We start from the raw sequence: 22,460 nt of genomic DNA, 5'->3' as shown, positions 1-22,460 counted from the left end.
CGGGTCTCCCGAAGCATCGTGCAGAGCGCTGAATTCTCGGTAACACGCGGCTAATCCGCGCCCGTTAGCGACCGGCCGCCGGACCGGCGGCCGCTCAGGGTCGCGGCACGTTACGAAGGTTGGAGCGGGCCATCTGAAGCATCCGGCCCACCCCGCCGTCCAGCACGATCTTGCTGGCGGACAGGGCGAAGCCGGTCACCATGTCCGCGCTGATCTTCGGCGGGATGGAGAGCGCGTTGGGGTCGGTGACGACGTCGACCAGCGCCGGTCCCTTGTGCTTGAAGGCGTCCTTGAGCGCGCTGTAAAGCTCCTTGGGCTTCTCGACGCGGACACCGTACGCCCCCGCCGCGCGCGCCACGGCCGCGAAGTCCGGGTTCTTGTTGGTCGTCCCGAACGACGGCAGACCGCCGACCAGCATCTCCAGCTCCACCATGCCCAGCGAGGAGTTGTTGAACAGGACCACCTTGACCGGCAGGTTGTACTGGACGAGGGTCAGGAAGTCGCCCATCAGCATGGTGAATCCGCCGTCGCCCGACATCGAGACGACCTGCCGGTTCCGGTCGGTGAACTGGGCGCCGATCGCCTGCGGCAGCGCGTTGGCCATCGAGCCGTGACTGAACGAACCGATCACCCGCCGCTTGCCGTTGGGTGTCAGATAGCGGGCCGCCCAGACGTTGCACATGCCGGTGTCGACGGTGAACACGGCGTCGTCGTCGGCGAGTTCGTCCAGCACCGAGGCGACGTACTCGGGGTGGATCGGGACGTGCTTCTCGACCTTGCGGGTGTACGCCTTGACCACGCCCTCCAGCGCGTCGGCGTGCTTCTTGAGCATCCGGTCGAGGAACTTGCGGTCGGACTTCGCCTTCACCCTGGGCGTGAGGCAGCGCAGCGTCTCGCGGACGTCGCCCCAGACCGCCAGGTCCAGCTTGGTCCGCCGGCCGAGGTGTTCCGGCCGCACATCGACCTGCACGATCTTCACGTCGTCGGGCAGGAAGGCGTTGTACGGGAAGTCGGTGCCGAGCAGGATCAGCAGATCGCACTCGTGGGTGGCCTCGTAGGCGGCGCCGTAGCCGAGCAGTCCGCTCATGCCGACGTCGTACGGATTGTCGTACTGGATCCACTCCTTGCCGCGCAGGGCGTGCCCGACCGGGGACTTGATCCGCTCGGCGAACTCCATCACCTCGGCGTGCGCGCCCGCCGTGCCGCTGCCGCAGAACAGCGTCACCCGTCTGGCCTCGTCCACCATCCGGCACAGCTTCTCGATCTCGGCGTCGCCCGGCCGCACGGTGGGGCGCGAGGTGACCAGGGCGTGTTCGGCGGACCGTTCGGGCGCGGCCTGCCCGGCGACGTCGCCCGGCATGGTCACGACGCTGACCCCGCCCTGGCCGACCGCGTGCTGGATGGCGGTCTGGAGCAGCCGGGGCATCTGCTGCGGGTTGGAGATCATCTCGTTGTAGTGGCTGCACTCCTGGAAGAGCAGCTCGGGGTGGGTGGCCTGGAAGTAGTTGAGGCCGATCTCGCTGGACGGGATGTGCGAGGCCAGTGCGAGCACCGGGGCCATCGAGCGGTGGGCGTCGTACAGGCCGTTGATGAGGTGCAGGTTGCCGGGCCCGCACGAGCCGGCGCAGGCCGCGAGGTCGCCGGTGATCTGCGCCTCCGCGCCGGCCGCGAACGCCGCCGTCTCCTCGTGCCTGACCTGGATCCACTCGACGTCCGCGTGCCGCCGTACGGCGTCGACCACCGGGTTGAGGCTGTCCCCCACGACCCCGTACAGGCGTTTGACGCCCGCCCGGGCGAGGATGTCGACGAACTGCTCCGACACATTCTGCTTGGCCATGGGTGACGCACTCCCTCTGCCTGTGCTCCGTGCACGTCCGGCTGTCCGGGACGCGGGGCGTCAAACCCCGGCCCGGACGGTATCCGGAATCCATCAACCCATGGCGTGCGCGGTTACGCCTCCCAGACGCCGACCGCCGTCCGGTCGTCCGCGTACCCCTTCACCCGGATCTGGGTGTCCGCGAGGAATGCCCCGAGGCCCGGCGCCTCCACCGGCGACCAGCGCGTGGCGAGCTCGGCGGCCAGCTCCGGTTCACCGCGCAGCGGTTCGGCGAGGCCCGCCCCGCACAGCAGCAGGGTGTCCCCCGGCCGGGCGACGGAGGCCCGGAAGCGGAACGGTTCCGCAGGGGGCGGCAGCGGGTCCTCCACATAGGGGGCGGGGCCGGTGACGATGTCCAGATCCATGGTCAGCCGGTCCCCGTCGGACCCGCTCTCGGGCGCGGACGAGCCGAAGCCGACGACGGGTTCCCCGGTCAGCGCGGCCGGTGGCGGCAGCGCCGGTTCCAGGTCGTGCCAGCTGCCGTCCCGGAGCCGGAAGAGGCCGCCGGCGCCGATACCGAAGAAGACCCGGGTGCGGCAGTCGGGGTCGGCGGACAGCAGCAGGCAGCGCAGGCTCGCGGTGTACGCGTCCGGCTCGACGCCCAGTTCGGCGGCGCGGGCGCGAAGCTTGCCGAAGGCCCGGTCGGTGAGCCGGTGCAGCCCGGACTTCAGATCGGCGCGGCGGCCCGCCCTTATGTCGTCGGAGAGCCGGGCGTGACTGCGCCCGACCGCCTCGCCGATCCAGTGGCAGGCGTCCGCCGCCGCCGTGTGCGCCCCCTCCGCGCCCCGCGACGCGCCCGCGACGGCGACCAGCACCAGCGCGCTCTCCCCGCTCCCGAAGCGCACCGTCAGCAGCGCGTCCCGGCGCGGCTCGCCCCGGAACCGGGCCGAGTCACCGCGTACGGACGCGGCGCGCAGCGTGTACGTGCCGTACGTGGCACCGTCCAGCACCGTGTCCGGGACGACCCGGCCGAGTTCGTACGGGTCGGTGGCGGGCAGCGCCGTGGGCTCGGCGTCATAGGTGGGCGGCCGGGCCCCGACATGGGCGACCCGGGGCGGCGCGGGCGCGACGGCCGGCTCCGCCGGCGCCTCCTCCGGGGCGGGTTCGTCCGCCTCGGCCCGCTCGGTGACGGGCCGCCTGGGCAGCGGAGGCGCTTCGCGCCCGGCGGGCACACGGGGGTCCTCCGGGGCGGGCGGCTCGGGGGCCGGCGGCCCCGGAAAGGTGCGCGGGAGCGCGGGCCCGGTCATCGGCTCCCACGGCGCGCGGGACGGCACGCGCACGTCCCGCGGCACGCGGGCGGCCGGCTCCGGCGGCCACGGCTCCTCCCTGGGTTCGGGTATCTCCCCCGGCGTCCCGCGGGCCGCGCCCCTCTCGGACGCCACCGTCTTCTCGGACGCCACCGTGTCCGACGCCGAGTCGAATCGGTCGTCGAGACTGTCGGCGGCCTGGGCCGCCCCCGCGTCCGGGGCGGATTCGTCGTACAGCCTGCGCCACCAGTCGTCCTCGTGGGCCGCGGGCTTCTCCCCCTGCTGACTCATGTCCTTATTGTCGACCGCGGGGGCCGTACGAAAACGGGCATCCGGAAAATGGGTCCGCCGGGCGGCCCCACCCCCCACGGGAAGGACGCCCGGCGGACCCGGTCCGAGCAGCGGGAACAGGACACGACCGCCGGTCCCGCCGTGCCGCCACATTGGCAGAGTGGCGCACGGTACGGCGATGATGTGCCGTGGCGAAATCACGCCGTGGCGACTTTTCGCCACACGGGGTGCGTCGCACGCGTACGCACGGGTCCGGGGAGGGGTCGGGATGCTGGCAGCCATAGGTCTTGACGAGAGGCAGGAGTCGGCCTATCGCGCACTCGTGGCGCTGGGGGCCGCCGAGGTGTCCGACCTCTCGCACCGGCTGGCGCTCCCCGAGCGGGACACGGAACGCGCGCTGCGCAGGCTGGAGCAGCACGGCCTGGCCGCCCAGTCCTCCGCCCGCACGGGCCGCTGGGTCGCGGCCCCGCCCGGGGTCGCCCTGGGCGCCCTGCTCACCCAGCAGCGCCATCAGCTGGAACAGGCCGAACTGGCGGCGGTCCTGCTCGCCGAGGAATACCGCGCCGACGCGGCCGAACCGGCCGTCCACGACCTGGTGGAGGTGGTCACCGGGGCGAGCGCGGTGGCCCACCGCTTCCACCAGCTCCAGCTGGGCGCGACGAGCGAGGTGTGCGCGCTGGTCACCGGGAAGCCGATCGCGGTCAGCGGCCTGGACAACGAGTCCGAGGAGGAGGCGGCCACCCGCGGGGTGTCGTTCCGGGTGGTCGTGGAGCGCGAGGTGCTGGGCCTGGAGTCCGGGATCACGGAGCTGTCGGCGGCGCTCAGCCGCGACGAGCAGTGCCGGGTGGTCCCCCGGGTCCCGACGAAGCTGGTGATCGCCGACCGGGCGCTGGCCATGGTGCCGCTGACCGGGCGCGGCGCGGAGCCCGCCGCGCTGGTGGTGCACGCCTCGGGGCTGCTGGAATCGCTGACCGGGCTCTTCGAGGCGGTGTGGCGGGAGGCGATGCCGCTGCGGCTCGGCGAGAGCGGCGCGGTCCTGCCGGAGCCGGGCGGCCCGGACCCGACGGATCTGGAGATCCTGTCGCTGCTGCTGGCCGGCCTGACCGACGCGAGCGTCGCCAAGCAGCTGGACCTGGGCCTGCGCACCGTGCAGCGCCGGGTCAAGGGCCTGATGGAGCTGACCGGCGTCTCCACCAGGCTCCAGCTCGGCTGGCACGCGTACGAGCGGGGCTGGGTAGCCCGCTCGTAGCCCTGGTCAGAACGGGCGGGACCGGGTGGACTCCGGCACGCTGGTCAGATGAGTGTGTGGCAGCTCGTCGCCGTGGGACTGGTGATGCTGCTCGGTCTGATCGGGGTGCTGGTGCCGGGCGTGCCGGGGCCCGCGATCGTGTGGGCCGCCGTCCTGTGGTGGGCGCTCACCGACACGACGCCGACCGCGTGGGCCGTGCTGATCGGCGCGACCGCGCTGCTCCTGCTCAACCAGGCGCTCAAACCGCTTCTGCCGCCGCGCCGGCCCCGTGAGTCGGGGGCCCCGCGCCGGACGCTGCTGCTGGGCGGGCTCGGCGGCATCGTCGGCTTCTTCGTGCTGCCCGTCGTCGGGGCGGTCGTCGGATACGTCGGGGTGGTCTTCGGGGCGGAGCGGCTGCGCCTCGGCAGCCGGGGCGCGGGCTGGGCGTCGGTCCGCACGGTGATGCGGGCGACCGGCTACTCGGTGCTCGTGGAGCTCTTCGCGTGCCTGCTGGTGACGGGCGCCTGGCTGGGCGCGCTGATCTGGGGCTGACCGCAGGACCTGGCCCGCCGCACCCCGTACGAGCGCCAGGGGCGCCAGCCGCTCGCGCCGGGAGTGCCGTACGGGTCCACGTCCGGGTCGCTCAGGCCGCGCATCCGGATCAGCGCGGCGGTGGCGGGGCCGATGCCGGGCAGCCGGCGGAGCGCCTGCTCGGCCTCGTCGCGGTCGGCGCCCGCGTCCAGGCATACGGTGCCGTCGGCGAGCGCGGTCGCCAGAGCCCGCAGGGCCGGGTCACCGGGCGCCTCGGCGAGCACAGCCGGTTCGGGGAAGACATGGGTCAGCGCGCCGCACGGCACGTCCAGCGCCTTGCCGTACTCCTCGACCAGCTCCTCCGCCGCCGCGTCGCCCACCAGGGCCCGCACGGCGAACTCCTCGGCGTCGGCCGCGCCCGGCGAGCGCACACCGGGCCGGGCGGCGACGTCCGGGGCGAGCGCGGGGTCGGCGGACAGCAGCTCGTCCACCGCGTACGGGTCGGCGTCCAGATCGAGGAGCCGACGCAGCCGCTGGACGGCCGTGGTCAGGTCGCGCAGGTCGGTGAGGTGGATGCGGGCGTCCAGCCAGTTCCCGGCGGACCGCTCGTCCACGGAGGTGACGGCGGTGCCGTACGGGAGGCGCAGCGTGCGCCGGTAGGTCCGGCGGCCGGGCTCCCCGGCGATCTCCTCGACGCGGGCGACCGAGCCGGCGGCGAGCAGGTCGAAGACGTCACGGGCGGCGTACGGCCCCCGGTGGGTGAGCCGGAGCGGGATGCCGGTGGTGCCGGCCCGGCGGACCGCGATGCCCAGCCCCGTACCGGCTTCGGCGCGCAGGGCGCTCGGGGTGCGGGCGTAGATCTGCCGGACGGTGTCGTTGAACTGGCGCAGGCTGCCGAATCCGGCGGCGAAGGCGATCTCGGTGACGGGCAGGGCGGTGGTCTGGAGCAGGATGCGGGCGGTGTGGGCGCGCTGGGCGCGGGCCAGGGCGACGGGTCCGGCGCCCAGTTCCGCGTTGAGCTGGCGCTGCACCTGGCGGGAGCTGTAGCCGAGCCGGTGGGCGAGCCCGGGGACGCCCTCCCGGTCCACCACACCGTCGCCGATCATGCGCATGGCGCGTCCGACGACATCGGCCCGGACGTTCCACTCGGCGGAGCCGGGCACGGCGTCCGGGCGGCAGCGGCGGCACGCCCGGAAACCGCTGGTCTGGGCGGCCGCCGCCGTCGGGTAGAAGCGGACGTTCTTCCGCTTGGGGGTGACGGCGGGGCAGCTCGGCCGGCAGTAGATGCCGGTCGTCTCGACGGCGAAGAAGAACTCGCCGTCGAAACGGGCGTCACGGCTGCTCACCGCCTCGTACCTGGTCTCTTCGTCCATCACACCGTCCAGTGTGCGCCTCGCCGGGCACCGTCACTCGCGGTTTTCGGACGTCGACCAGAGGTGGTCCGGCTACCGGATGCGGCCGCGCTTGGCGTCCATCGCGGCCCGGCCCTCGGCCCCCTTCCGCTTCCAGTCGCGCCGGATCTCGGCCCGGACCCGGGCGTCGGTCTTGGCGACGATGCGCTGGTTCTCGCGCTGGAGCTTGCGGTAGCTGTCGAAGCGGCGCTCGGGCAGGATGCCGTCCTCGATCGCCTCCCGCACGGCGCAGCCGGGCTCCGCCTCGTGGGCGCAGTCGTGGAACCGGCAGCCCTCGGCCAGCTCCTCGATCTCCGAGAAGACCTGGCCGACGCCGACCCCGGCGTCCCAGAGGCCGACCCCGCGCAGTCCGGGGGTGTCGATGAGGACCCCGCCGGTGGGCAGCACGAGCAGATTGCGGGTGGTGGTGGTGTGCCGGCCCTTGCCGTCCACGTCGCGGGCGGCCCGGACCTCCATCACGTCCTGGCCGAGCAGCGTGTTGGCGAGGGTGGACTTGCCAGCGCCGGACGCCCCGAGCAGCACACTCGTACCGCCGGAGACGATCGCGGAGAACACGTCGACGCCCTCGCCGGTGGCGGAGCTGACCGGGAGCACCTGCACACCGGGGGCGATGTGCTCGATGTCCTGGACGAGGTGGGAGAGCGTGCCCGCGTCCGGGACCAGGTCGGCCTTGGTGAGGACGACGACCGGTTCGGCGGTGCGCTCCCCGGCCCCGGCGGCGTCGCCGAGCAGCGCGTCACCGCCGGAGCTGGACATGGCGAGGGCCAGGAACCGTTCGACGCGGCCTAGGTCCAGCTCCACGGCCAGTGAGACGCAGATGACGATGTGGTCGACGTTGGTGGCGAGCACCTGGCCCTCGGAGCGCTTGGACGAGGTGGAGCGTACGAAGGCGGTGCGCCGCGGCAGCAGCGTACGGACGAACCGCGGGTCGCCGGCGGCGTCGACGGCCGCCCAGTCGCCGGTGCAGATGATCCGCATCGGGTCGCGCGGCACGACGAAGGCGGTGTCCGCCCAGACCGTGCCCTCGGGCGTGACGATGTCGCAGCGCCCGCGGTCCACCCGCACCACGCGTCCGGGCACCAGTCCCTGGGCGGCGTACGGGGCGAACTCGGCGGCCCAGTCGTCGTCCCAGCCGTAGGCGGCGAGCGGATGCGAGGCGCTGGAGGGGGAGGAGGAGAAGGCGGAGAAGGACGGGAGAGACAAGGGAGACCCTTCACAGGGTGGCCCGGCGGTGCGCGTGAGGGCGCGAAGAGGTCAGCCGGTGGCCACGGAGGTGACAAAGAGGAACTTCGACTCGTGGGCAGCGCCCACCGCAACGACCGTCGTCAATGTCCTCACCTCCGCATTCGTCCAGGTCCGGTACCGGCGGCAGGTCCGCCGTCCGTCTCGTCGCACACCTTAGCCCCGGGCGGTCCGGCGGCTCAACGGATTATTCGCGCGGACCCGGTTGTGGCAGTCGTCCCCCGATCGGGTGATACGCATGGAGTTGGACCGGTCGCGGACGGTTAGGGTGCCGCACATGACCTCCCCCCAGACAGCCACCGGCTCGTTCACCCAGGCCCAGTTGGGCACCCTCATCCTGATCGGCTGGAGCGGCGAGTACCGGCAGAGCGGGCGCGACGCCGCCTTCCTGCTCGCCTACTCGCTGGGCGACGGATCGGATGGCCCGGCGGCCGGTGAGCACGCGATGCGGCTCGCGTTGCAGCGCTGCGGGCTCCCCGTCGGCGGTGCTCCGGTGCGGGCCGACGAGACGCCGGGACTCCCCGTGAAGCTCCTCGTCCAGGCCGGCCAGGCCGTCCTGACCCTGCCGCACTTCAAGGCGCAGTACCCGGTGCCGCCCGAGTGGCTGGCGGCGGCGAACGAACAGGGCGAGGTGCACGCGATGTTCGCGACCCGCCCCTGGCCGCAGGGCGCGCCCGGGCTCCCGATCGGCGAGGCGGAGCTGCGGGCCTTCGCGGGCGACCCGGACACCATCGCGACCGCGGCGCACTGTGTGCTGCCGGTGCGCAGCCTCGGCTGACCCGGTCCACGGAAGAGGCCCACGGAAGAGGCCCACCACCCGGCGAGGGTGGTGGGCCTCCGTCATGCCGTACGCGCCCGCGCCGCACAGGACGGACGACGCGGGCGCGGCGCGCAATCAGTCGTTGGCGACGCCGTTCCCGGAGAGGACCGGGATGTCGTCCACCAGGTGCGACAGGGGCTCGTCGCCCTTGGCCTGGGTGGAGTTGTCGGCGCACTGCTGGTTCTGCGGGTTGGACAGGACGTTGACGTCCTGGACCGCGACGGGCACCAGCAGACCCACCAGCGAACCGACGTTGGCCTTGACCGGGGCGCCGACGCACAGGTCGTTGAGCGAGCCCTGGATGAGCTGGGCCTGCGGGCTGCCGTCGCCCTGGGTCTCGGCGTTGCCGTAGGAGCTGGCGGCGCCGTTGCCGTTGACCGAGGTGGTGCCCCCGTCATTGCCGATCGCCATGGCCGAGGGGGCCGCGGCGGCCGTCAGGCCGACCAGGGACACGGCCACTGCCGCGCCGGCCATCATCTTCTTCATCACGCTTCACCTTTCGGAGCGTTCCGTTTGGAACGTACTGATCAACCCCGTGCGGACGCTTCGGTTCCGCTGATCCACCCAAATGGGTTCGATCCCGCATGAGTTCGACGGAGTCCGACGGCCCCGGTCAGCTCCGTCCGCCCGCCTCGGCCGAGGTGCGCGCCGGAGGCACGAGTCCGCCGGCGCGGGCGGGGCCCGGGTCCGGGGCAGGTTCGGCGCGGGCGGCCCGCCACTCGGCGAGGAGCCGGTCGTAGATCGGGGTTGCGCTGCCGGGGTGCCTGCTGTGGTGCTGGTCCATGCGGAGGCCCTACCCGCTGCGGCGCGGAGCGGCCGCCCGCACTACGGCAAGCGGCCCAGCGAGCCGCCCTTTCGGGCGACCGCCGGGCCGCGTGTGATGCGCCGTCGGTACCGGTCAGTTGTTGCCGGCGCCGTTGCCCGAGAGGATCGGGATGTCGTCCAGGATGTGCGACAGGGCCTCGTCACCCTTGGCCTGGGTGGAGTTCTCGGTGCACTGCTGGTTCTGCGGCGAGGACAGGACGTTGATGTCCTGGACCGAGATCGGCACGAGGCCGAGCAGGGAGCCCACGTTGGCCTTGGCCGGCAGGGCGATGCAGGGCTTGTTCAGCGAGCCCTGGATGAGCGCGAACTGCGGGCTCCAGTCACCGTGGGTGGCGGAGTTGCCGTACGCCTGCATGGCACCGTTGCCGTTGACGGTGGTGGTGCCCTGGTCGTTGCCGATGGCCATGGCCGACGGGGCGACCGCGGCGGAGACGCCGACGATCGATGCGGCGACGGCCGCCGAGGCCATCATCTTCTTGATCATGAAACTGCCCTTCTGGTTTTTCTCTGGTTGCCCGCCGGTGCCGAGCGCACTGATCAACTCGGCGGAGCGGGAATGGTTGTGGCGCTTCACCCGAAAGGTGCGGTTCAGTTCGAGAGCGGGAGGCCGCCGAGGAGCGGGGCCGCGCCCTTGACCGCGCCGGCGCCCTGGCCCGCGACCTTCGCGACGGTGCCGTCCTCGTGCAGGCGTTCGGCGGCGCCGCTGACGGTGTCGAGCACCGGGTCGACCACCTGCGGGGCGGCCGCCGTCACCTGGTTGACGCCTCCGTCGAGGCTGAAGTTGGGGGCCGTGGTCGTGGTGACGGCGAAGGCGGGAGCAGCCGTGCCGAGTGCGACCACGGAACCGGCGAGGAGCGCGGCGGACTTCGCGTACTTCACTTTCGGGTTCCCTTCTCAGCGGCGGCCGTCACGGTCGCATCCCCGCGCCGCACGGGCCTTCTTTGGCCCTGTCCCCGGCCGCCCTTTCCCTGGCTAACGAACCGGATACGGCGGGGAAACTGGACGGCGCGGTATTTCTCGGGGTGCGGGATCTCTCTGGACACGGGCACGGGAAAAGCCCCGGGCCGCCGAGAGTGCGGGCCGGGGCTTTTCGAGCCGAGAGAATTCGGCGGGATGGATCAGTCGTTGACGCAGGCGTTGCCGAAGGCCGGGTTCAGCAGGCCGATGACGTCGATGGTGTTGCCGCAGACGTTGACCGGGATGTGCACCGGCACCTGAATGGTGTTGCCGGAGATGACACCCGGGGAGGCCACGGCCGCACCCTCGGCGCCCGAGTCGGCGAAGGCCGGGGCGGCGGCACCCACGGCCATGAGCGTACCGGCGGCGACGGCGGCGATCTTGGTGTACTTCACTTGGAACCCTTTCTTGTGCGGAGTCCGGAGCGGCCACGGCTTTCGTGCCGCACGAGCGCGGACCTGATCGCTCGTGACTCCGCCGCTTTCATTCGTAACGATTTCGGACGGTATGCGACACTGCTCAGCGAGCTGATTGCTCCAATAGCGCCCGAATGATGCAGTTTCGGTCAGCCGACCGTGTCCCGCCCGACCCTCGCGGGGCGGCAGCGGGCCCGGGCCGTCCGGAGGAGGAACACCGGCGGCCCGGGCCCGGGAGGGGGCCGGATCAGCTGTTGCCGGCGCCGTTGCCCGAGAGGACCGGGATGCCGTCCAGGATGTGCGACAGCGGCTCGTCGCCCTTGGCCTGGGTGGAGTTCTCGGTGCACTGCTGGTTCTGCGGGTTGGACAGGACGTTGACGTCCTGGACCGCGATCGGGACGAGGCCGATGAGCGAACCGACGTTCGCCTTGAGCGGCAGGCCGACGCAGGGCTTGTTCAGCGAGCCCTGGACCAGGTCGAACTGCGGGCTGCCGTCGCCCTTGGTCACGGCGTTGCCGAACGACTGCGAGGCACCGTTGCCGTTGACCGAGGTCGTGCCACCGTCGTTGCCGATGGCCATCGCCTGCGCGGCGCCGAGCCCGAGGATGGAGGCGGCGACGGCACCCGTAGCCAGGACCTTCTTGATCACGATGAACCCTTCTCGTACTGGATACCCCGTAGCCGGAGCGCCCTGAACAACTGCCGGGCCGACGTTTGGTTATCACCATTCACCCGAATGCCTGGAAGACACGGACGTCCGTACGAAAGTGATCGAGTAATACTGTCGGAAATCGAGAGACGAAACGTTCACTCGTAGCCCCGCCGCGTGCGCACAGAAAATTCACGGCATTCACGTTTCCCATGCACGCGGACGTCGTTATGGGTGTCGTCAAGCCGCTCCGCCAGGAGGGCCGCCTCCGGATGGGCGGGTCCGCCGGCTGCTGCACCGCCTGATGAACGAACTGTGGGCCGTGCGCCCGCGAGAAATGTCCCAAGGAAGGGCACCAATGCGAAAAGCCTTGAGTAAAAGCATGCTCGTCATGGCGGCGGCGTCAGGCATCCTGACCGCCTCCGGCGGCTATGCCTTCGCCGATGCCACGGCCGACGGTGCGGCCGTCGGTTCGCCCGGCGTCGCTTCGGGCAACGTCGTGCAGGTCCCGGTGCACGTGCCCGTCAACGTGTGCGGCAACACGGTCAACGTGATCGGCGCGCTCAACCCCGCCTTCGGCAACGAGTGCGAGAACAAGGGCGGCTCCGGGAACGGCGGCTCGGGCGCGAGCGCCCAGGGTGTGGCCGCCGGCTCCCCCGGTGTGCTCTCGGGCAACGTGGTCCAGGCCCCGGTCGACATCCCGGTCAACGTCTGCGGCAACAGCATCAACGTGGTGGGCCTGCTGAACCCGGCCGCCGGCAACAAGTGCCAGAACGGCGGCGGCGACGAGGGCACCCCGCCCACCGAGGAGCCGCCGACGGAGGAGCCGCCCACGCACAACCCGCCGCACCACCACAAGCCCCCGCACCACAAGCCGCCGACGGGTCACCACGACCACGACTGCAACTGCGGCCACGAGCACAACCCGCCGGAGCCCCCGAAGCCTCCGAAGCCGCCGGTGCACCACCACGACGACGACTGCCCGCCGAGCCACCACCACCACAACCCGCCGAAGCCGCACCACCCGCCGAAGCCCCCGACGCCGCCGAAGCCCCCGGTGCACCACCACGACGACGACTGCCCGCCCAGCCACCACCACAACCCGCCGACCCCTCCCACCGAGGAGCCGCCCACGGACAACCCGCCGACCCACACCGGTTGGCACCACACGCCTCCGAAGCACCACAAGCCGCCGCAGATGGCGGACACCGGTGCCAACGAGAACCTGGGCATCGCCGGTGGCGCCGGCGCCGCACTGGTACTCGGTGGCGGCCTGATGATGCGCCGCGCCCGCGCCGCGAAGAAGTGAGCTGACGCTCCCCCGAGCACGAAGAGGTCCGGCCCGACAGCCCTGAGCTGTCCGGCCGGACCTCTTGTCTTCGGTGCCGCGTGCGGCGTACGGGTCAGACCGTGCCGAGCCCCGCGCGGTCCAGGCAGGCCGCGACCGCCGCCGTCTCCCCGGCGTCCAGCGGGCGCATCGGCGGGCTCATCACATTGGTGGCGATGATCCCGCGCAGCATCAGAGCGGTCTTGAAGGCGCCGAGCCCCGCCGCCGTGGCCGACGCCGTGCCCGGGCGGGCGGCGCGCACGATGTCGAACAGCGCGACCAGACGGTCCTGTTCGGCTCGCGCGGCCGCCCAGTCACCGCGCACCGCGGCCTCGTGCAGACGTACGTACCCGTGCGGATCGACGTTGCCGAGCCCCGGCACCGAACCGTCGGCGCCGCCGAGCATCATCGCGTCGACCACCAGTTCGTGGCCGGTCAGCACGGAGAAGCCGGGCAGCTCGCGGGCGCCGATGACCAGCCGGCGGAACGAGCCGTCGTCGCCGCTGGAGTCCTTCACCCCGGCCAGCACCCCGTCGGCGGCCAGCGGCAGCAGCAGTTCCGGGTCGAGCTTGCTGTGTACGCAGACCGGCACGTCGTACGCCAGGACCGGCAGGTCCAGGGCGGCGGCGACGTCCCGGAAGTGGCGGTCGATCTCCGTGGCGTGGGTGCGGGTGTAGAAGGGCGCGGTCACGACGGCTTCGACTTCGGGCTGAGCACGGTGCAGGCGGCCAGTCTGATCTCCGGCGCCTTCATCACCCGCTGGCTCGGCGGCGCGGTGCTCGGCGCCCTCGGCGACCGCTACGGCCGGAAGCTGTCGATGGTGGTGAGCATCCTGCTGTACTCGCTGGGCACCTTCGCCTGCGGGTTCGCCTGGAACTACCACAGCCTGTTCGCCGCCCGGCTGGCCATCGGCATGGGCATGGCCGGGGAGTACAGCGCCGGCTCCACGTACGTCATGGAGAGCTGGCCGCCCGCCCTGCGCAACCGGGCCAGCGGCTTCCTGATCTCCGGGTTCTCGGTGGGCTCGGTGCTGGCCGCCCAGGTGTACGACTGGGTGGTGCCCTCGCTCGGCTGGCGCTGGATGTTCTACCTCGGGCTGATCCCGATCGCCATCGCGCTGTGGATGCGGCGGGCGCTGCCCGAGGCGGAGGAGTGGACGGAGTCCGTCGCGGACGAGGGCGCGGAGCCCCATCCGTTCCGGCCGCTGTTCCCGACCCCGCGCCGGGCGGCCGTCAACACGGTGCTGGTGGCCGTCGCCACGCTCTCGCTGTTCCTGGTCTTCACGCCGGGCGGCGCGGGCCTGGTGCCGGTGCTGTCGGTGGTCGCCGGGATCTCGCTCGCCGCGCTCGCGGTGCAGCTGGGCGGGAAGCGCGGCTGGGTGCTGTATCTGTCGATGATCGTGACGCTGTTCTTCGCGTTCCTCTACTCCTGGCCGATCCAGGCTCTGCTGCCGACGTATCTGAAGACGGAGCTGGGCTACTCCACGAGCCAGGTCACCGATGTCCTGTACTTCGCGGGCTTCGGCACCATGGTGGGCTGCTGGACGGCCGGCTTCCTCGGCGACCGGCTCGGTACGAAGAAGGCGTACGCGCTGACGCTGCTGGCCTCGCTCGCCTTCGTGTACCCGGTCTTCGCGGTGGAGGACAACCTCCTGCTCCTCGGCGCCCTGCTCTTCCTGCTCCAGGCGACCAGCTTCGGCATCTCCGGCCTGCTCCCCCGCTACATCGGCGGCCACTTCCCGACCCGCAGCCGGGGCGCGGCGCTCGGCTTCACCTACAACGTGGGCGCCCTGGGCGGTGCGGTCGCCCCGGTCCTCGGCGCCCATCTGGCGTCCGGGATGAGCCTGGGCGGCGCGCTGGCCGTGCTGACCTTCGCGGGCACGGTGATCGTGGTCCTCCTCGTCGGCTTCGACGTCCCGGCCCGGCTGAACCGGCTGACGGACCCGGACGCGACGGACGACCACCTGGCGGCGGGGGCGGTCGAGGGCCGGCCGGCGGCCGTGGAGCGGCCGGGGCCGGTACGGCGGTGAGGGGGCGGCGCCGGGGCCCGCGTTCAGGGCGTCACGCGCTCGAAGACCGCCGCGAGGCCCTGGCCGCCGCCGATGCACATGGTCTCCAGGCCGTAGCGGGCCTCGCGGCGGTGCAGTTCGCGGGTGAGGGTGGCGAGGATGCGGGCGCCGGTCGCGCCGACCGGGTGGCCCAGTGAGACACCGGAGCCGTTCACGTTGATCCGCTCCTCGTGGTCCTTCTCGCCGAGGCCCATCTCGCGGGTGCAGGCCAGCACCTGGGCGGCGAACGCCTCGTTCAGCTCGATCAGGTCGAGGTCGGCGAGCGTGAGCCCGGCGCGGCCGAGCGCGGCCGCCGTCGCGGGGACGGGGCCGAGGCCCATGGCCGCGGCGGGCACCCCGGCGCGGGCGAAGGAGACGAGCCGGACGAGCGGGGTCAGGCCGAGGCGGGCGGCGGTGGCGGCGCTCGTCACCAGGCAGGCGGCCGCCGCGTCGTTCTGGCCGCTGGCGTTGCCCGCGGTGACGGTGGCCTCCGGGTCGGACTTCAGCATGACCGGGCGGAGCGCGGCGAGCTGTTCGGCGGTGGTGCCGGGGCGGGGGTGCTCGTCGGCGGAGATCACCGTCTCGCCCTTCCTGGTCCTCACCGTAACGGGGACCGTCTCCTTCTCGTACCGACCCTCGGCGGCGGCCCGCCCCGCCCGCCGCTGCGAGCGCAGGGCCAGCGCGTCCTGGTCCGCGCGGCTGATTCCGTACGTCCGGCGCAGGTTCTCGGCGGTCTCGATCATGCCGCCGGGCACCGGGTGGTGCACGCCGCCCGCGGTGACCCGGCCCCGGGCGAGCGCGTCGTGGAGCTGGAGGCCGGGGCCCTTGATGCCCCAGCGCCCGTCGTGCGTGTAGTACGGGGCGCCGCTCATCACGTCGACGCCGCCCGCGATCACGACCTCGCTGAACCCGGCCCGGATCTGCATCGCCGCGTCCAGGACCGCCTGGAGTCCGGAGCCGCAGCGGCGGTCGGTCTGGAGGCCGGTCACCGACTGCGGGAGCCCGGCGTCCAGGGCGGCCACCCGGCCGATCGCGGGGGCCTCCGCCGACGGGTAGGAGTGGCCGAGGATCACCTCGTCCACCCGGTCGGGGTCGATGCCGGTCCGGGCCACGACCTCGGCGATGACCCGGGCCGCGAGGGCGGCCGGCTTCTCCCCGGCGAACACCCCGCCGAAGCGGCCGATGGGGGTGCGCAGGGGTTCGCAGATCACGACATCGAGGGCGTCGGGCACGGCGGGGCCTTTCCGGGAGACTGAGTGCGGGGTCCGGCACGACCCTCGCACCCGGCGGCGTGACCGGTCCAATACCCAGTTTCCCCGGAACCGAGACGCCCGGCGTCTCAATCGGCCGCGCCGCCCGGCGTGGGGAGCGCCCGCTCCGCCACGTCCAGCACCGCGCGCAGGGCGGCCGACGGATTGTCCGTCCGCCAGGCGAGCGCCGGCTGCCGCCGGATCGGCGGCCCGGCCAGCGGGCGGTAGACCAGGCCGCTGAGCTGGATGTGCTGGACGGAGGTGACGGTCAGCGTCACCCCGACGCCCGCCGCGACGAGCGCCAGGATGGTGTACGAGTCCGGCGCCTCCTGCACCACGCGCGGGCCGAACCCGGCCGCCTCGCACGCCTCGGTCATCGCGTCGCGCACGGTGGAGCCGGTGTTGGCGGGGAACGCGACGAACGGCTCCCCGGCCAGCGCGCCGAGCGGGATCTCGGGGCGGCCGGCGAGCGGATGGTCGAGGGGCAGCGCGCACACCAGCTCCTCCTCGTCGATCACCCGGCAGCTCACGCCCGGCGCGGTCACCGGCAGCCGGACGAACCCCAGGTCCAGCGAGCCGTCGGCGACCCGGGCGAGCGCCACGTCGGCGTAGGTCTGGCCGGTCATGACCAGCTCGATGCCCGGGTGGGCGGCCCGCACCGCCCGGGTGAGCAGCGGCAGCGTCTCGTGGCTGGAGGCGCCCGCGAAGCCGATGCGGACCCTGCCGTAGGCGCCCTGCCCGGCCGCCCTCGCGGCCCGTACCGCCGTGTCCAGATCGTCCAGCACGGTCCGCACCGGCTGGAGGAAGGACTCCCCGGCGCTGGTGAGCCGTACCGAGCGGGTGTTGCGTTCGAAGAGCTGGACTCCGAGCTCCTTCTCCAGCCGGCGGATCTGCTGGCTCAGCGGCGGCTGTGCCATCCGGAGCCGTCTGGCGGCGCGGCCGAAGTGCAGTTCCTCCGCCACGGCGAGGAACGCGGACAGATACCGCAGCTCCATGCCGCCCCTCCCCCGGGCCGGCCCTCATCATTGAGGAGCCTCGGCCATTGATTCGTCAGACGTCTCGGTCCGAGCCTAATTCGGTATTGGACGGCGATCAAAGCCACTGAAAGCGTCGGCAGCGCGGGCACCCGGCCCGCCCCAGTGAGAGGACCGTGACCCGCATGCGTATCAGGATCGTCGGCGCCGGAGCCATGGGCCGCGGCATCGCCCAGTGGGCGGCCGCGGCCGGACACACCGTCGAGCTGTGCGACGTACGCGCCGAGGCGGTGGCGGACGCCGTCGCCTTCGTACGTTCCATGCTGGACCGGGCCGTGGCCAAGGGTCGGATGGCGGCGGCGGACGCGGAGTCGGCGGCGGAGCGGCTGGTCCCGCTGGACGACCCGTGGGCGGCGGGCCCCGGGGTGGAGCTGGTGATCGAGGCCGTACGGGAGGACCTGGCGACGAAGACCGAGGTGTTCGGCCGGCTCGAACAGGCGCTGCCCGCGTCCACCGTCTTCGCGACGAACACCTCCTCGCTCTCGGTGACCCGGATCGCCGCCGCGCTGAAGGACCCGACGCGCCTGGCCGGGCTGCACTTCTTCAACCCGGTGCCGCTGATGCGGATCGTGGAGGTGGTGCCCGGTGCGGCGACCCGGCCGGAGATCCCGCCGTTGCTCACCGCGCTCGTGGAGGGCTGCGGCCACCGTGCGGTGACGGTCGCGGACACCCCGGGCTTCCTGATCAACCACGCCGGGCGCGGCCTGGTGACGGAGGCGCTGGCGCTGCTTGAGGAGGGCGTCGGGGAGCCCGCGGACATCGACCGGATCGCGCGCGACGTACTGGGCCTGCGGATGGGCCCGTTCGAGCTGACGGACCTGACCGGGCTCGATGTGACGGCCGCCGTCATCGACTCGATCTGGGAGGGCTTCCGTTACGAGGACCGGCTCCGCCCCTCCTTCCTCACCCCGAACCGGGTGGCGGCCGGGCTGCACGGCCGCAAGACCGGACGCGGCTGGTACGCGTACGGCCCCGAGGCCACCGGACCCGCGCCGGAGCCGCCGGTCACCGGGGACGCGGACCGCCCGGTGCACGTCTTCGCGCCGGACCCCGCGCGGGAGGCCGGGGCGGCCGCGCTCCGCGAGGCGCTGGCCTCGGCGGGCGCCGCCGTGTCGGGCGGCGGGCGGCCGTCGGACGCGGCGGTCGTCCTGGTCCCGGTCTGGGGCACCCCGGTCGCCTCGGCGGTCGCCGCGCACGGGCTGCCCGCCGGGCGCACCTTCGGCGTCGACCCGCTGCCGGCGGCGGGGCGGCGGCGCGTGCTCGCGGTGACCCCGGCGGCGGACGCGGGGGCGGCGCGGGACGCCCGCGCGGTGCTGGCCCGGGCCGGGGACGGCGGTGAGCCGTTCGCGGTGTCGGTGGTCCGGGACACGGCGGGCTCGGTCGCCCAGCGGCTGCTGGCCTCCGTCGTGTCGGTCGCCGCGTCCATCGCGGAGCGCGGGCTCGCCGCCCCGGCCGACATCGACGTCGCCGTCACGACGGGGCTCGGCTATCCGGTGGGCCCGCTGGCCTGGGGCGACCGGATCGGCGCGGCCCGGATGCTGGAGCTGCACCGGGCGCTGCACGCGTCGACGGGCGACCCGCGCCACCGCCCGACGCGCTGGGTCACGGAACGCGCGGCACTGGGGCTCGCGCTGACGGACCCGGGGACGTCACCGGCGGATGTGCTGGGGGCGCCGTGACCGACGCGCGCGGGACGGCGGGCCGGTGGTGCGCCCGGACGACCGTGCGCCCTGCGTAACTGCCGTCCGTACCACTAGTGTCGACGGACACGGCAGCGTACGTAAACCGGTTACGGGGGCGGTCATGGCGTCACTGATGGAGTTCACCACGGACAACGGGGCGACGGTGACCGTGGAGGTCGACCGGCACGCGCCGGGGGCGCAGTTGGTGTCGCGGGACGGGCCGCACGCCCTGGCGCGCGCGGGGCGCACGTTCGACAGCGCGCTGGAGGGCATCCGGTCGGCCGCCGAATCGGCGCTCGCCGTGTTCCGGGACGGGCGGCTGAAGCCGGACGGGGTGGAGCTGGAGTTCGGCGTGAAGATCACCTCGGAGGCGGGCGCGGTGATCGCGAAGAGCGCGCTGGAGGGCCATCTGACGGTGAAGCTGTCCTGGTCGCCGGGGTCGCAGAGCCCGGCGACCACCGACTGAGGCTCACTCGTCGTACGGGCTGCCCCGGTCCGCGTCCTTCTCGCGGCCGGGCTTCTGGAGCCGGGACTTCACGTCGTCCGGCGGCAGGAACCGCGACCAGCGCTCGGGGAACTCGGAGGGCATGTACGGGCTGTCGCCCTCGTCGTCCTCGTCGTCCTCGTCGGCCGGCGGGCCGCCGTGCCAGCTCTCCGCCCGGGTGCGGGCGACGAACTCGGCGGCCTGGGCGGCGCGCACCCGGTCGTTCGCGGCGCGGGCGGCGGCCGTCGTCACCGAGGGCCAGACCCGGTCGATGGCCGCGTTGACGGCGGCGCCCACCAGTACCGCGAAGGCGGAGACGCCGATCCACAGCAGCACCGCGATGGGCGCGGCCAGCGATCCGTAGATCGTGGGGCCCTCGACCGTACTGGTCAGGTAGATCCGCAGCAGGAAGCTGCCGAACACCCACATGGCCAGGGCCACCAGGGCGCCCGGCATGTCCTCGATCCACGGCGAACGGACCGGCACGGACACGTGGTAGAGGGTGGTGAGGAAGGCGACCGAGAGCACGATCACCAGCGGCCAGTACAGGACGCTTATGACCTCGGTGCCCCACGGTATGAGCTCCACGACCCGGTCCGGGCCGACCACGAGCAGCGGCAGCACGACCGCGCCGAGCAGCAGCGCCACCACGTACAGCAGGAAGGCGAGCATCCGGGTCTTGACGATGCCGCGCTGGCCGTCGAGTCCGTACATGACGGTGATGGTGTCGATGAAGACGTTGACCGCGCGGGAGCCGGACCACAGGGCGATGGCGAAGCCGAGGGAGATGACGTCGGGCCGGGCGCCGGTCGTGACGTCGGCCAGGAGCGGCTTGGCGAAGTCGTTGACGCCGCGCTCGGACAGCATGGTGTGGGCCGCGCTGAGAATGTTGCGCTCGATGGACGCGACCGTCGTGGTGCTCGTCCACTCGTCCACGTAACCGAGCAGGCCGATCAGGCCGAGGAGCAGCGGGGGCAGGGACAGCAGGGTGAAGAACGCGGCCTCGGCGGCGAGTCCCAGGATGCGGTACTCCATGCACGAGTTGACCGTGTCCTTGAGCAGTTGCCAGGCGAGCTGCCGCTTGGAGACGTTGCGGTAGAGCACTCGGGCCCGGTGGAGCCGGCCCGGTGGCCGCTCGGGTGTTTCGTTTGCTGCCTGCACGTCCTTACCGTATCGGCATGGCGACCACCACCCACACCGTGTCCAACCAGGCCCCTCCGCTCCTCGGCCATGACGTCTTCGGCACGGACCGGGTGCTCGGCGAGGCGGTGGAACGTCATCTTCCGCCCGAGGTCCTGGACGAGACCCGGGACGGGCTCACCGCGCTCGGCCGGGCGGCCGGCTCCGCGCAGGCCGCGTCCTGGGGCACCGAGGCGAACGCGAACCCGCCGAGGCTGCGCACCCACGACCGCTACGGCCGCCGCGTGGACGAGGTCGGCTTCCACCCGGCCTGGCACCGGCTGCTCGGGCACGCCGTCGGGGCCGGGCTGACCGATGCCTGGGACCGGCCGGGCGGGCATGTCCGCCGGGCGGCGGGCTTCCTGGTGTGGACGCAGGCCGAGGCGGGACACGGCTGCCCCGTCTCCATGACGCACGCGGCGGTGCCGGCCCTGCGCGCCGAGCCGGAGGTGGCCGCCCAGTGGGAGCCGCTGCTGACCTCGCGGGTGTACGAGGAGGGGCTGCGGCCGCCCGCGCACAAGGCGGGGGCGCTGCTCGGGATGGGCATGACGGAGAAGCAGGGCGGCTCGGACGTACGGGCGAACACCACGCGTGCCGAGCCGCTGGCCGAGGACGGCGCATACCTGCTGACCGGGCACAAGTGGTTCTGCTCGGCCCCGATGTCCGACGGCTTCCTGGTCCTCGCGCAGGCCCCGGACGGTCTCACCTGCTTTCTGCTGCCCCGGGTGCTGCCGGACGGCAGCCGCAATCCGTTCGCGATCCAGCGGCTCAAGGACAAGCTGGGCAACCGGTCCAACGCCTCGGCGGAGGTCGAGTTCGACGGGACGTGGGCGCGGCGGATCGGTGAGGAGGGGCGGGGCGTCCGCGTGATCATGGGGATGGTGGCGGCGACCCGGCTGGACTGCGTGACCGGTTCGGCGGCGCTGATGCGGCAGGCGGTGGCGCAGGCGGTGCACCACACGACGCACCGGTCCGCGTTCGGCGGGCCGCTCGTGGACAAGCCGCTGATGCGCAATGTGCTGGCCGATCTGGCGGTGGAGTCGGAGGCGGCGACCGTGCTGGCGATGCGGCTCGCGGCGGCGTACGACGACGGCGGCGAGAGCGAGTCGGCGTTCCTGCGGATCGCGGTGCCGGCGGCGAAGTACTGGGTCACCAAGCGGTGCACGCCGCTGGTGGGCGAGGCGCTGGAGTGCCTGGGCGGCAACGGCTATGTCGAGGAGTCGGGGATGCCCCGGCTGCTGCGGGAGGCACCGCTCAACTCCCTCTGGGAGGGGTCCGGGAACGTCCAGGCGCTGGACGTGCTGCGGGTGCTGCGGCGCGAACCGCTCGCGCTGAACGCGTTCCTCCAGGAGGTCGGGCGGGCCCGGGGCGCCGATCACCGGCTGGACGCGGCGATCAGGGACATGCTGACGGAGCTGGCCGACCTGGCGGGAATCGAGGCGCGGGCGCGCCGGGTCGTGGAGCGGATCGCGCTGGTGCTCCAGGGCTCGCTGCTGGTGCGCTGGGCGCCGCCCGAGGTGGCGGACGCCTTCTGCGCTTCGCGCCTGGGCGGGGACGGGGGCGCGGCGTTCGGGACCCTGCCGCACACCCTGGATCTGGCGTCGGTCGTGGCCCGGGCCCGGCCGGCGGAATCCTGACCGGGCACAGCGACGGGGGGTGGTGCTGCGCCGACACGGCACCACCCCCCATGCTGTACACACCGCACGTGAGGGCCGGGGCCCGCGGCGCGGTGTGCCGCCACTCTTGTACGGTCCGGGGAGCCTCGCCAGAGTTGCAGAGGGTTGCAACCATTGTGTGGAGTTGCGTTATCGGGGCCCGGGCGGCGGCAGGATGGGGGCGCGGCCCGCGTACCGGGCCGGGCAGTGGGGTGAGGGGGAACCGGCGTGGAGACGACTCCGGCGGACGGGCTGCGTCCGATTGCTCAGGAGAGCCCGCAGGCCAGGCGGCTGGTGCACCGGTCCCG

Annotated in this window: 21 protein-coding genes and 1 pseudogene; 8 read left to right on the top strand and 14 right to left on the bottom strand. The window is 73.0% G+C overall.

What is annotated here, in order from left to right:
* Positions 1 to 94: 94 nt before the first annotated feature.
* The gene (locus OG338_RS25275; protein ID WP_405939504.1) at positions 95 to 1,837 is read right to left on the bottom strand and encodes a pyruvate dehydrogenase; all 1,743 of its coding nucleotides are present in this window, start codon (positions 1,835 to 1,837) and stop codon (positions 95 to 97) included.
* Positions 1,838 to 1,950: 113 nt separating this feature from the next.
* On the bottom strand, positions 1,951 to 3,414 hold the full coding sequence (locus tag OG338_RS25270) for a protein phosphatase 2C domain-containing protein (protein ID WP_405939503.1): 1,464 nt from the start codon (positions 3,412 to 3,414) through the stop codon (positions 1,951 to 1,953).
* Between the two features lie 268 nt (positions 3,415 to 3,682).
* Between OG338_RS25270 and OG338_RS25265 the strand changes: the two genes are divergently transcribed.
* Positions 3,683 to 4,663, top strand: coding sequence for a helix-turn-helix domain-containing protein (locus OG338_RS25265; RefSeq protein WP_405939502.1), 981 nt, complete (start codon positions 3,683 to 3,685; stop codon positions 4,661 to 4,663).
* A gap of 48 nt (positions 4,664 to 4,711) precedes the next feature.
* Entirely contained in the window at positions 4,712 to 5,194 is a 483-nt protein-coding gene (locus OG338_RS25260; RefSeq protein ID WP_405939501.1) for a DUF456 domain-containing protein, read from the top strand.
* Here OG338_RS25260 and OG338_RS25255 read toward each other — a convergent pair.
* Both OG338_RS25255 and rsgA read right to left on the bottom strand, forming a co-directional pair.
* Positions 5,119 to 6,546, bottom strand: coding sequence for a DNA-3-methyladenine glycosylase 2 family protein (locus tag OG338_RS25255; RefSeq protein WP_405940530.1), 1,428 nt, complete (start codon positions 6,544 to 6,546; stop codon positions 5,119 to 5,121). The two genes, OG338_RS25260 and OG338_RS25255, sit on opposite strands and share 76 nt — an antisense overlap.
* Before the next feature lie 72 nt (positions 6,547 to 6,618).
* Positions 6,619 to 7,788, bottom strand: a complete 1,170-nt coding sequence (gene rsgA, locus OG338_RS25250) for a ribosome small subunit-dependent GTPase A (protein ID WP_405939500.1) — start codon at positions 7,786 to 7,788, stop codon at positions 6,619 to 6,621.
* Between the two features lie 316 nt (positions 7,789 to 8,104).
* Between rsgA and OG338_RS25245 the strand changes: the two genes are divergently transcribed.
* On the top strand, positions 8,105 to 8,605 hold the full coding sequence (locus tag OG338_RS25245; RefSeq protein ID WP_405939499.1) for a DUF5949 family protein: 501 nt from the start codon (positions 8,105 to 8,107) through the stop codon (positions 8,603 to 8,605).
* Between the two features lie 117 nt (positions 8,606 to 8,722).
* On the opposite strand, the gene OG338_RS25240 is transcribed toward OG338_RS25245, so the two are convergent.
* From OG338_RS25240 to OG338_RS25215, 6 genes are all read right to left on the bottom strand, one after another.
* Positions 8,723 to 9,133: a rodlin gene (locus OG338_RS25240; RefSeq protein WP_405939498.1), complete on the bottom strand. Its 411-nt coding sequence runs from the start codon at positions 9,131 to 9,133 to the stop codon at positions 8,723 to 8,725.
* Positions 9,134 to 9,260: 127 nt separating this feature from the next.
* Complete coding sequence (locus tag OG338_RS25235; protein WP_405939497.1) at positions 9,261 to 9,431, bottom strand: hypothetical protein; 171 nt, start codon at positions 9,429 to 9,431, stop codon at positions 9,261 to 9,263.
* Between the two features lie 114 nt (positions 9,432 to 9,545).
* Complete coding sequence (locus OG338_RS25230) at positions 9,546 to 9,956, bottom strand: rodlin (protein ID WP_161206838.1); 411 nt, start codon at positions 9,954 to 9,956, stop codon at positions 9,546 to 9,548.
* Positions 9,957 to 10,060: 104 nt separating this feature from the next.
* Positions 10,061 to 10,351, bottom strand: a complete 291-nt coding sequence (locus tag OG338_RS25225) for a hypothetical protein (protein ID WP_405939496.1) — start codon at positions 10,349 to 10,351, stop codon at positions 10,061 to 10,063.
* 239 nt (positions 10,352 to 10,590) lie between these two features.
* Complete coding sequence (locus OG338_RS25220; protein WP_018523737.1) at positions 10,591 to 10,824, bottom strand: chaplin; 234 nt, start codon at positions 10,822 to 10,824, stop codon at positions 10,591 to 10,593.
* 268 nt (positions 10,825 to 11,092) lie between these two features.
* Positions 11,093 to 11,494 (bottom strand): rodlin, encoded by a 402-nt coding sequence (locus OG338_RS25215; protein ID WP_018100608.1) that lies wholly within the window; start codon positions 11,492 to 11,494, stop codon positions 11,093 to 11,095.
* Between the two features lie 382 nt (positions 11,495 to 11,876).
* Between OG338_RS25215 and OG338_RS25210 the strand changes: the two genes are divergently transcribed.
* Positions 11,877 to 12,803 carry a chaplin gene (locus OG338_RS25210; protein WP_405939495.1) on the top strand — a complete coding sequence of 309 codons (927 nt, stop codon included), beginning with the start codon at positions 11,877 to 11,879 and terminating at the stop codon, positions 12,801 to 12,803.
* Between the two features lie 94 nt (positions 12,804 to 12,897).
* Here the strand turns inward: OG338_RS25210 and OG338_RS25205 are convergent.
* Positions 12,898 to 13,515, bottom strand: a pseudogene (locus OG338_RS25205) (dihydrodipicolinate synthase family protein); the annotation flags it as partial.
* On the opposite strand from OG338_RS25205, the gene OG338_RS25200 reads away from it, so the two are divergent.
* Positions 13,483 to 14,850 (top strand): MFS transporter, encoded by a 1,368-nt coding sequence (locus OG338_RS25200; protein WP_405939494.1) that lies wholly within the window; start codon positions 13,483 to 13,485, stop codon positions 14,848 to 14,850. The pseudogene OG338_RS25205 and the gene OG338_RS25200 sit on opposite strands and share 33 nt — an antisense overlap.
* A 23-nt stretch (positions 14,851 to 14,873) precedes the next feature.
* Here OG338_RS25200 and OG338_RS25195 read toward each other — a convergent pair whose 3' ends face one another.
* Entirely contained in the window at positions 14,874 to 16,100 is a 1,227-nt protein-coding gene (locus OG338_RS25195) for an acetyl-CoA C-acetyltransferase (RefSeq protein WP_405939493.1), read from the bottom strand.
* Between the two features lie 107 nt (positions 16,101 to 16,207).
* The gene (locus OG338_RS25190; RefSeq protein WP_405939492.1) at positions 16,208 to 17,113 is read right to left on the bottom strand and encodes a LysR family transcriptional regulator; all 906 of its coding nucleotides are present in this window, start codon (positions 17,111 to 17,113) and stop codon (positions 16,208 to 16,210) included.
* Positions 17,114 to 17,277: 164 nt separating this feature from the next.
* Between OG338_RS25190 and OG338_RS25185 the strand changes: the two genes are divergently transcribed.
* Positions 17,278 to 18,831, top strand: coding sequence for a 3-hydroxyacyl-CoA dehydrogenase (locus OG338_RS25185; RefSeq protein WP_405939491.1), 1,554 nt, complete (start codon positions 17,278 to 17,280; stop codon positions 18,829 to 18,831).
* A 124-nt stretch (positions 18,832 to 18,955) separates the two neighbouring features.
* Positions 18,956 to 19,300, top strand: coding sequence for a CU044_2847 family protein (locus OG338_RS25180; protein ID WP_405939490.1), 345 nt, complete (start codon positions 18,956 to 18,958; stop codon positions 19,298 to 19,300).
* A 3-nt stretch (positions 19,301 to 19,303) separates the two neighbouring features.
* Here OG338_RS25180 and OG338_RS25175 read toward each other — a convergent pair whose 3' ends face one another.
* Positions 19,304 to 20,422 carry a YihY/virulence factor BrkB family protein gene (locus OG338_RS25175; RefSeq protein ID WP_405940529.1) on the bottom strand — a complete coding sequence of 373 codons (1,119 nt, stop codon included), beginning with the start codon at positions 20,420 to 20,422 and terminating at the stop codon, positions 19,304 to 19,306.
* 74 nt (positions 20,423 to 20,496) lie between these two features.
* On the opposite strand from OG338_RS25175, the gene OG338_RS25170 reads away from it, so the two are divergent.
* Positions 20,497 to 22,134, top strand: coding sequence for an acyl-CoA dehydrogenase family protein (locus OG338_RS25170; protein ID WP_405939489.1), 1,638 nt, complete (start codon positions 20,497 to 20,499; stop codon positions 22,132 to 22,134).
* Positions 22,135 to 22,460 lie beyond the last annotated feature (326 nt).

Source organism: Streptomyces sp. NBC_00726, from assembly GCF_045161735.1.
GTDB lineage: Bacteria > Actinomycetota > Actinomycetes > Streptomycetales > Streptomycetaceae > Streptomyces.
This window is presented reverse-complemented; position numbering and strand designations above follow the sequence as displayed.

Coding starts and splice junctions, on each gene's coding strand:
- OG338_RS25275 (WP_405939504.1), bottom strand. CDS start 1,837: ATGGCCAAGCAGAATGTGTCGGAGCAGTTCGTCGACATCCTCGCCCGG.
- OG338_RS25270 (WP_405939503.1), bottom strand. CDS start 3,414: ATGAGTCAGCAGGGGGAGAAGCCCGCGGCCCACGAGGACGACTGGTGG.
- OG338_RS25265 (WP_405939502.1), top strand. CDS start 3,683: ATGCTGGCAGCCATAGGTCTTGACGAGAGGCAGGAGTCGGCCTATCGC.
- OG338_RS25260 (WP_405939501.1), top strand. CDS start 4,712: ATGAGTGTGTGGCAGCTCGTCGCCGTGGGACTGGTGATGCTGCTCGGT.
- OG338_RS25255 (WP_405940530.1), bottom strand. CDS start 6,546: ATGGACGAAGAGACCAGGTACGAGGCGGTGAGCAGCCGTGACGCCCGT.
- OG338_RS25245 (WP_405939499.1), top strand. CDS start 8,105: ATGACCTCCCCCCAGACAGCCACCGGCTCGTTCACCCAGGCCCAGTTG.
- OG338_RS25240 (WP_405939498.1), bottom strand. CDS start 9,133: ATGAAGAAGATGATGGCCGGCGCGGCAGTGGCCGTGTCCCTGGTCGGC.
- OG338_RS25235 (WP_405939497.1), bottom strand. CDS start 9,431: ATGGACCAGCACCACAGCAGGCACCCCGGCAGCGCAACCCCGATCTAC.
- OG338_RS25230 (WP_161206838.1), bottom strand. CDS start 9,956: ATGATCAAGAAGATGATGGCCTCGGCGGCCGTCGCCGCATCGATCGTC.
- OG338_RS25210 (WP_405939495.1), top strand. CDS start 11,877: ATGCTCGTCATGGCGGCGGCGTCAGGCATCCTGACCGCCTCCGGCGGC.
- OG338_RS25190 (WP_405939492.1), bottom strand. CDS start 17,113: ATGGAGCTGCGGTATCTGTCCGCGTTCCTCGCCGTGGCGGAGGAACTG.
- OG338_RS25185 (WP_405939491.1), top strand. CDS start 17,278: ATGCGTATCAGGATCGTCGGCGCCGGAGCCATGGGCCGCGGCATCGCC.
- OG338_RS25180 (WP_405939490.1), top strand. CDS start 18,956: ATGGCGTCACTGATGGAGTTCACCACGGACAACGGGGCGACGGTGACC.
- OG338_RS25170 (WP_405939489.1), top strand. CDS start 20,497: ATGGCGACCACCACCCACACCGTGTCCAACCAGGCCCCTCCGCTCCTC.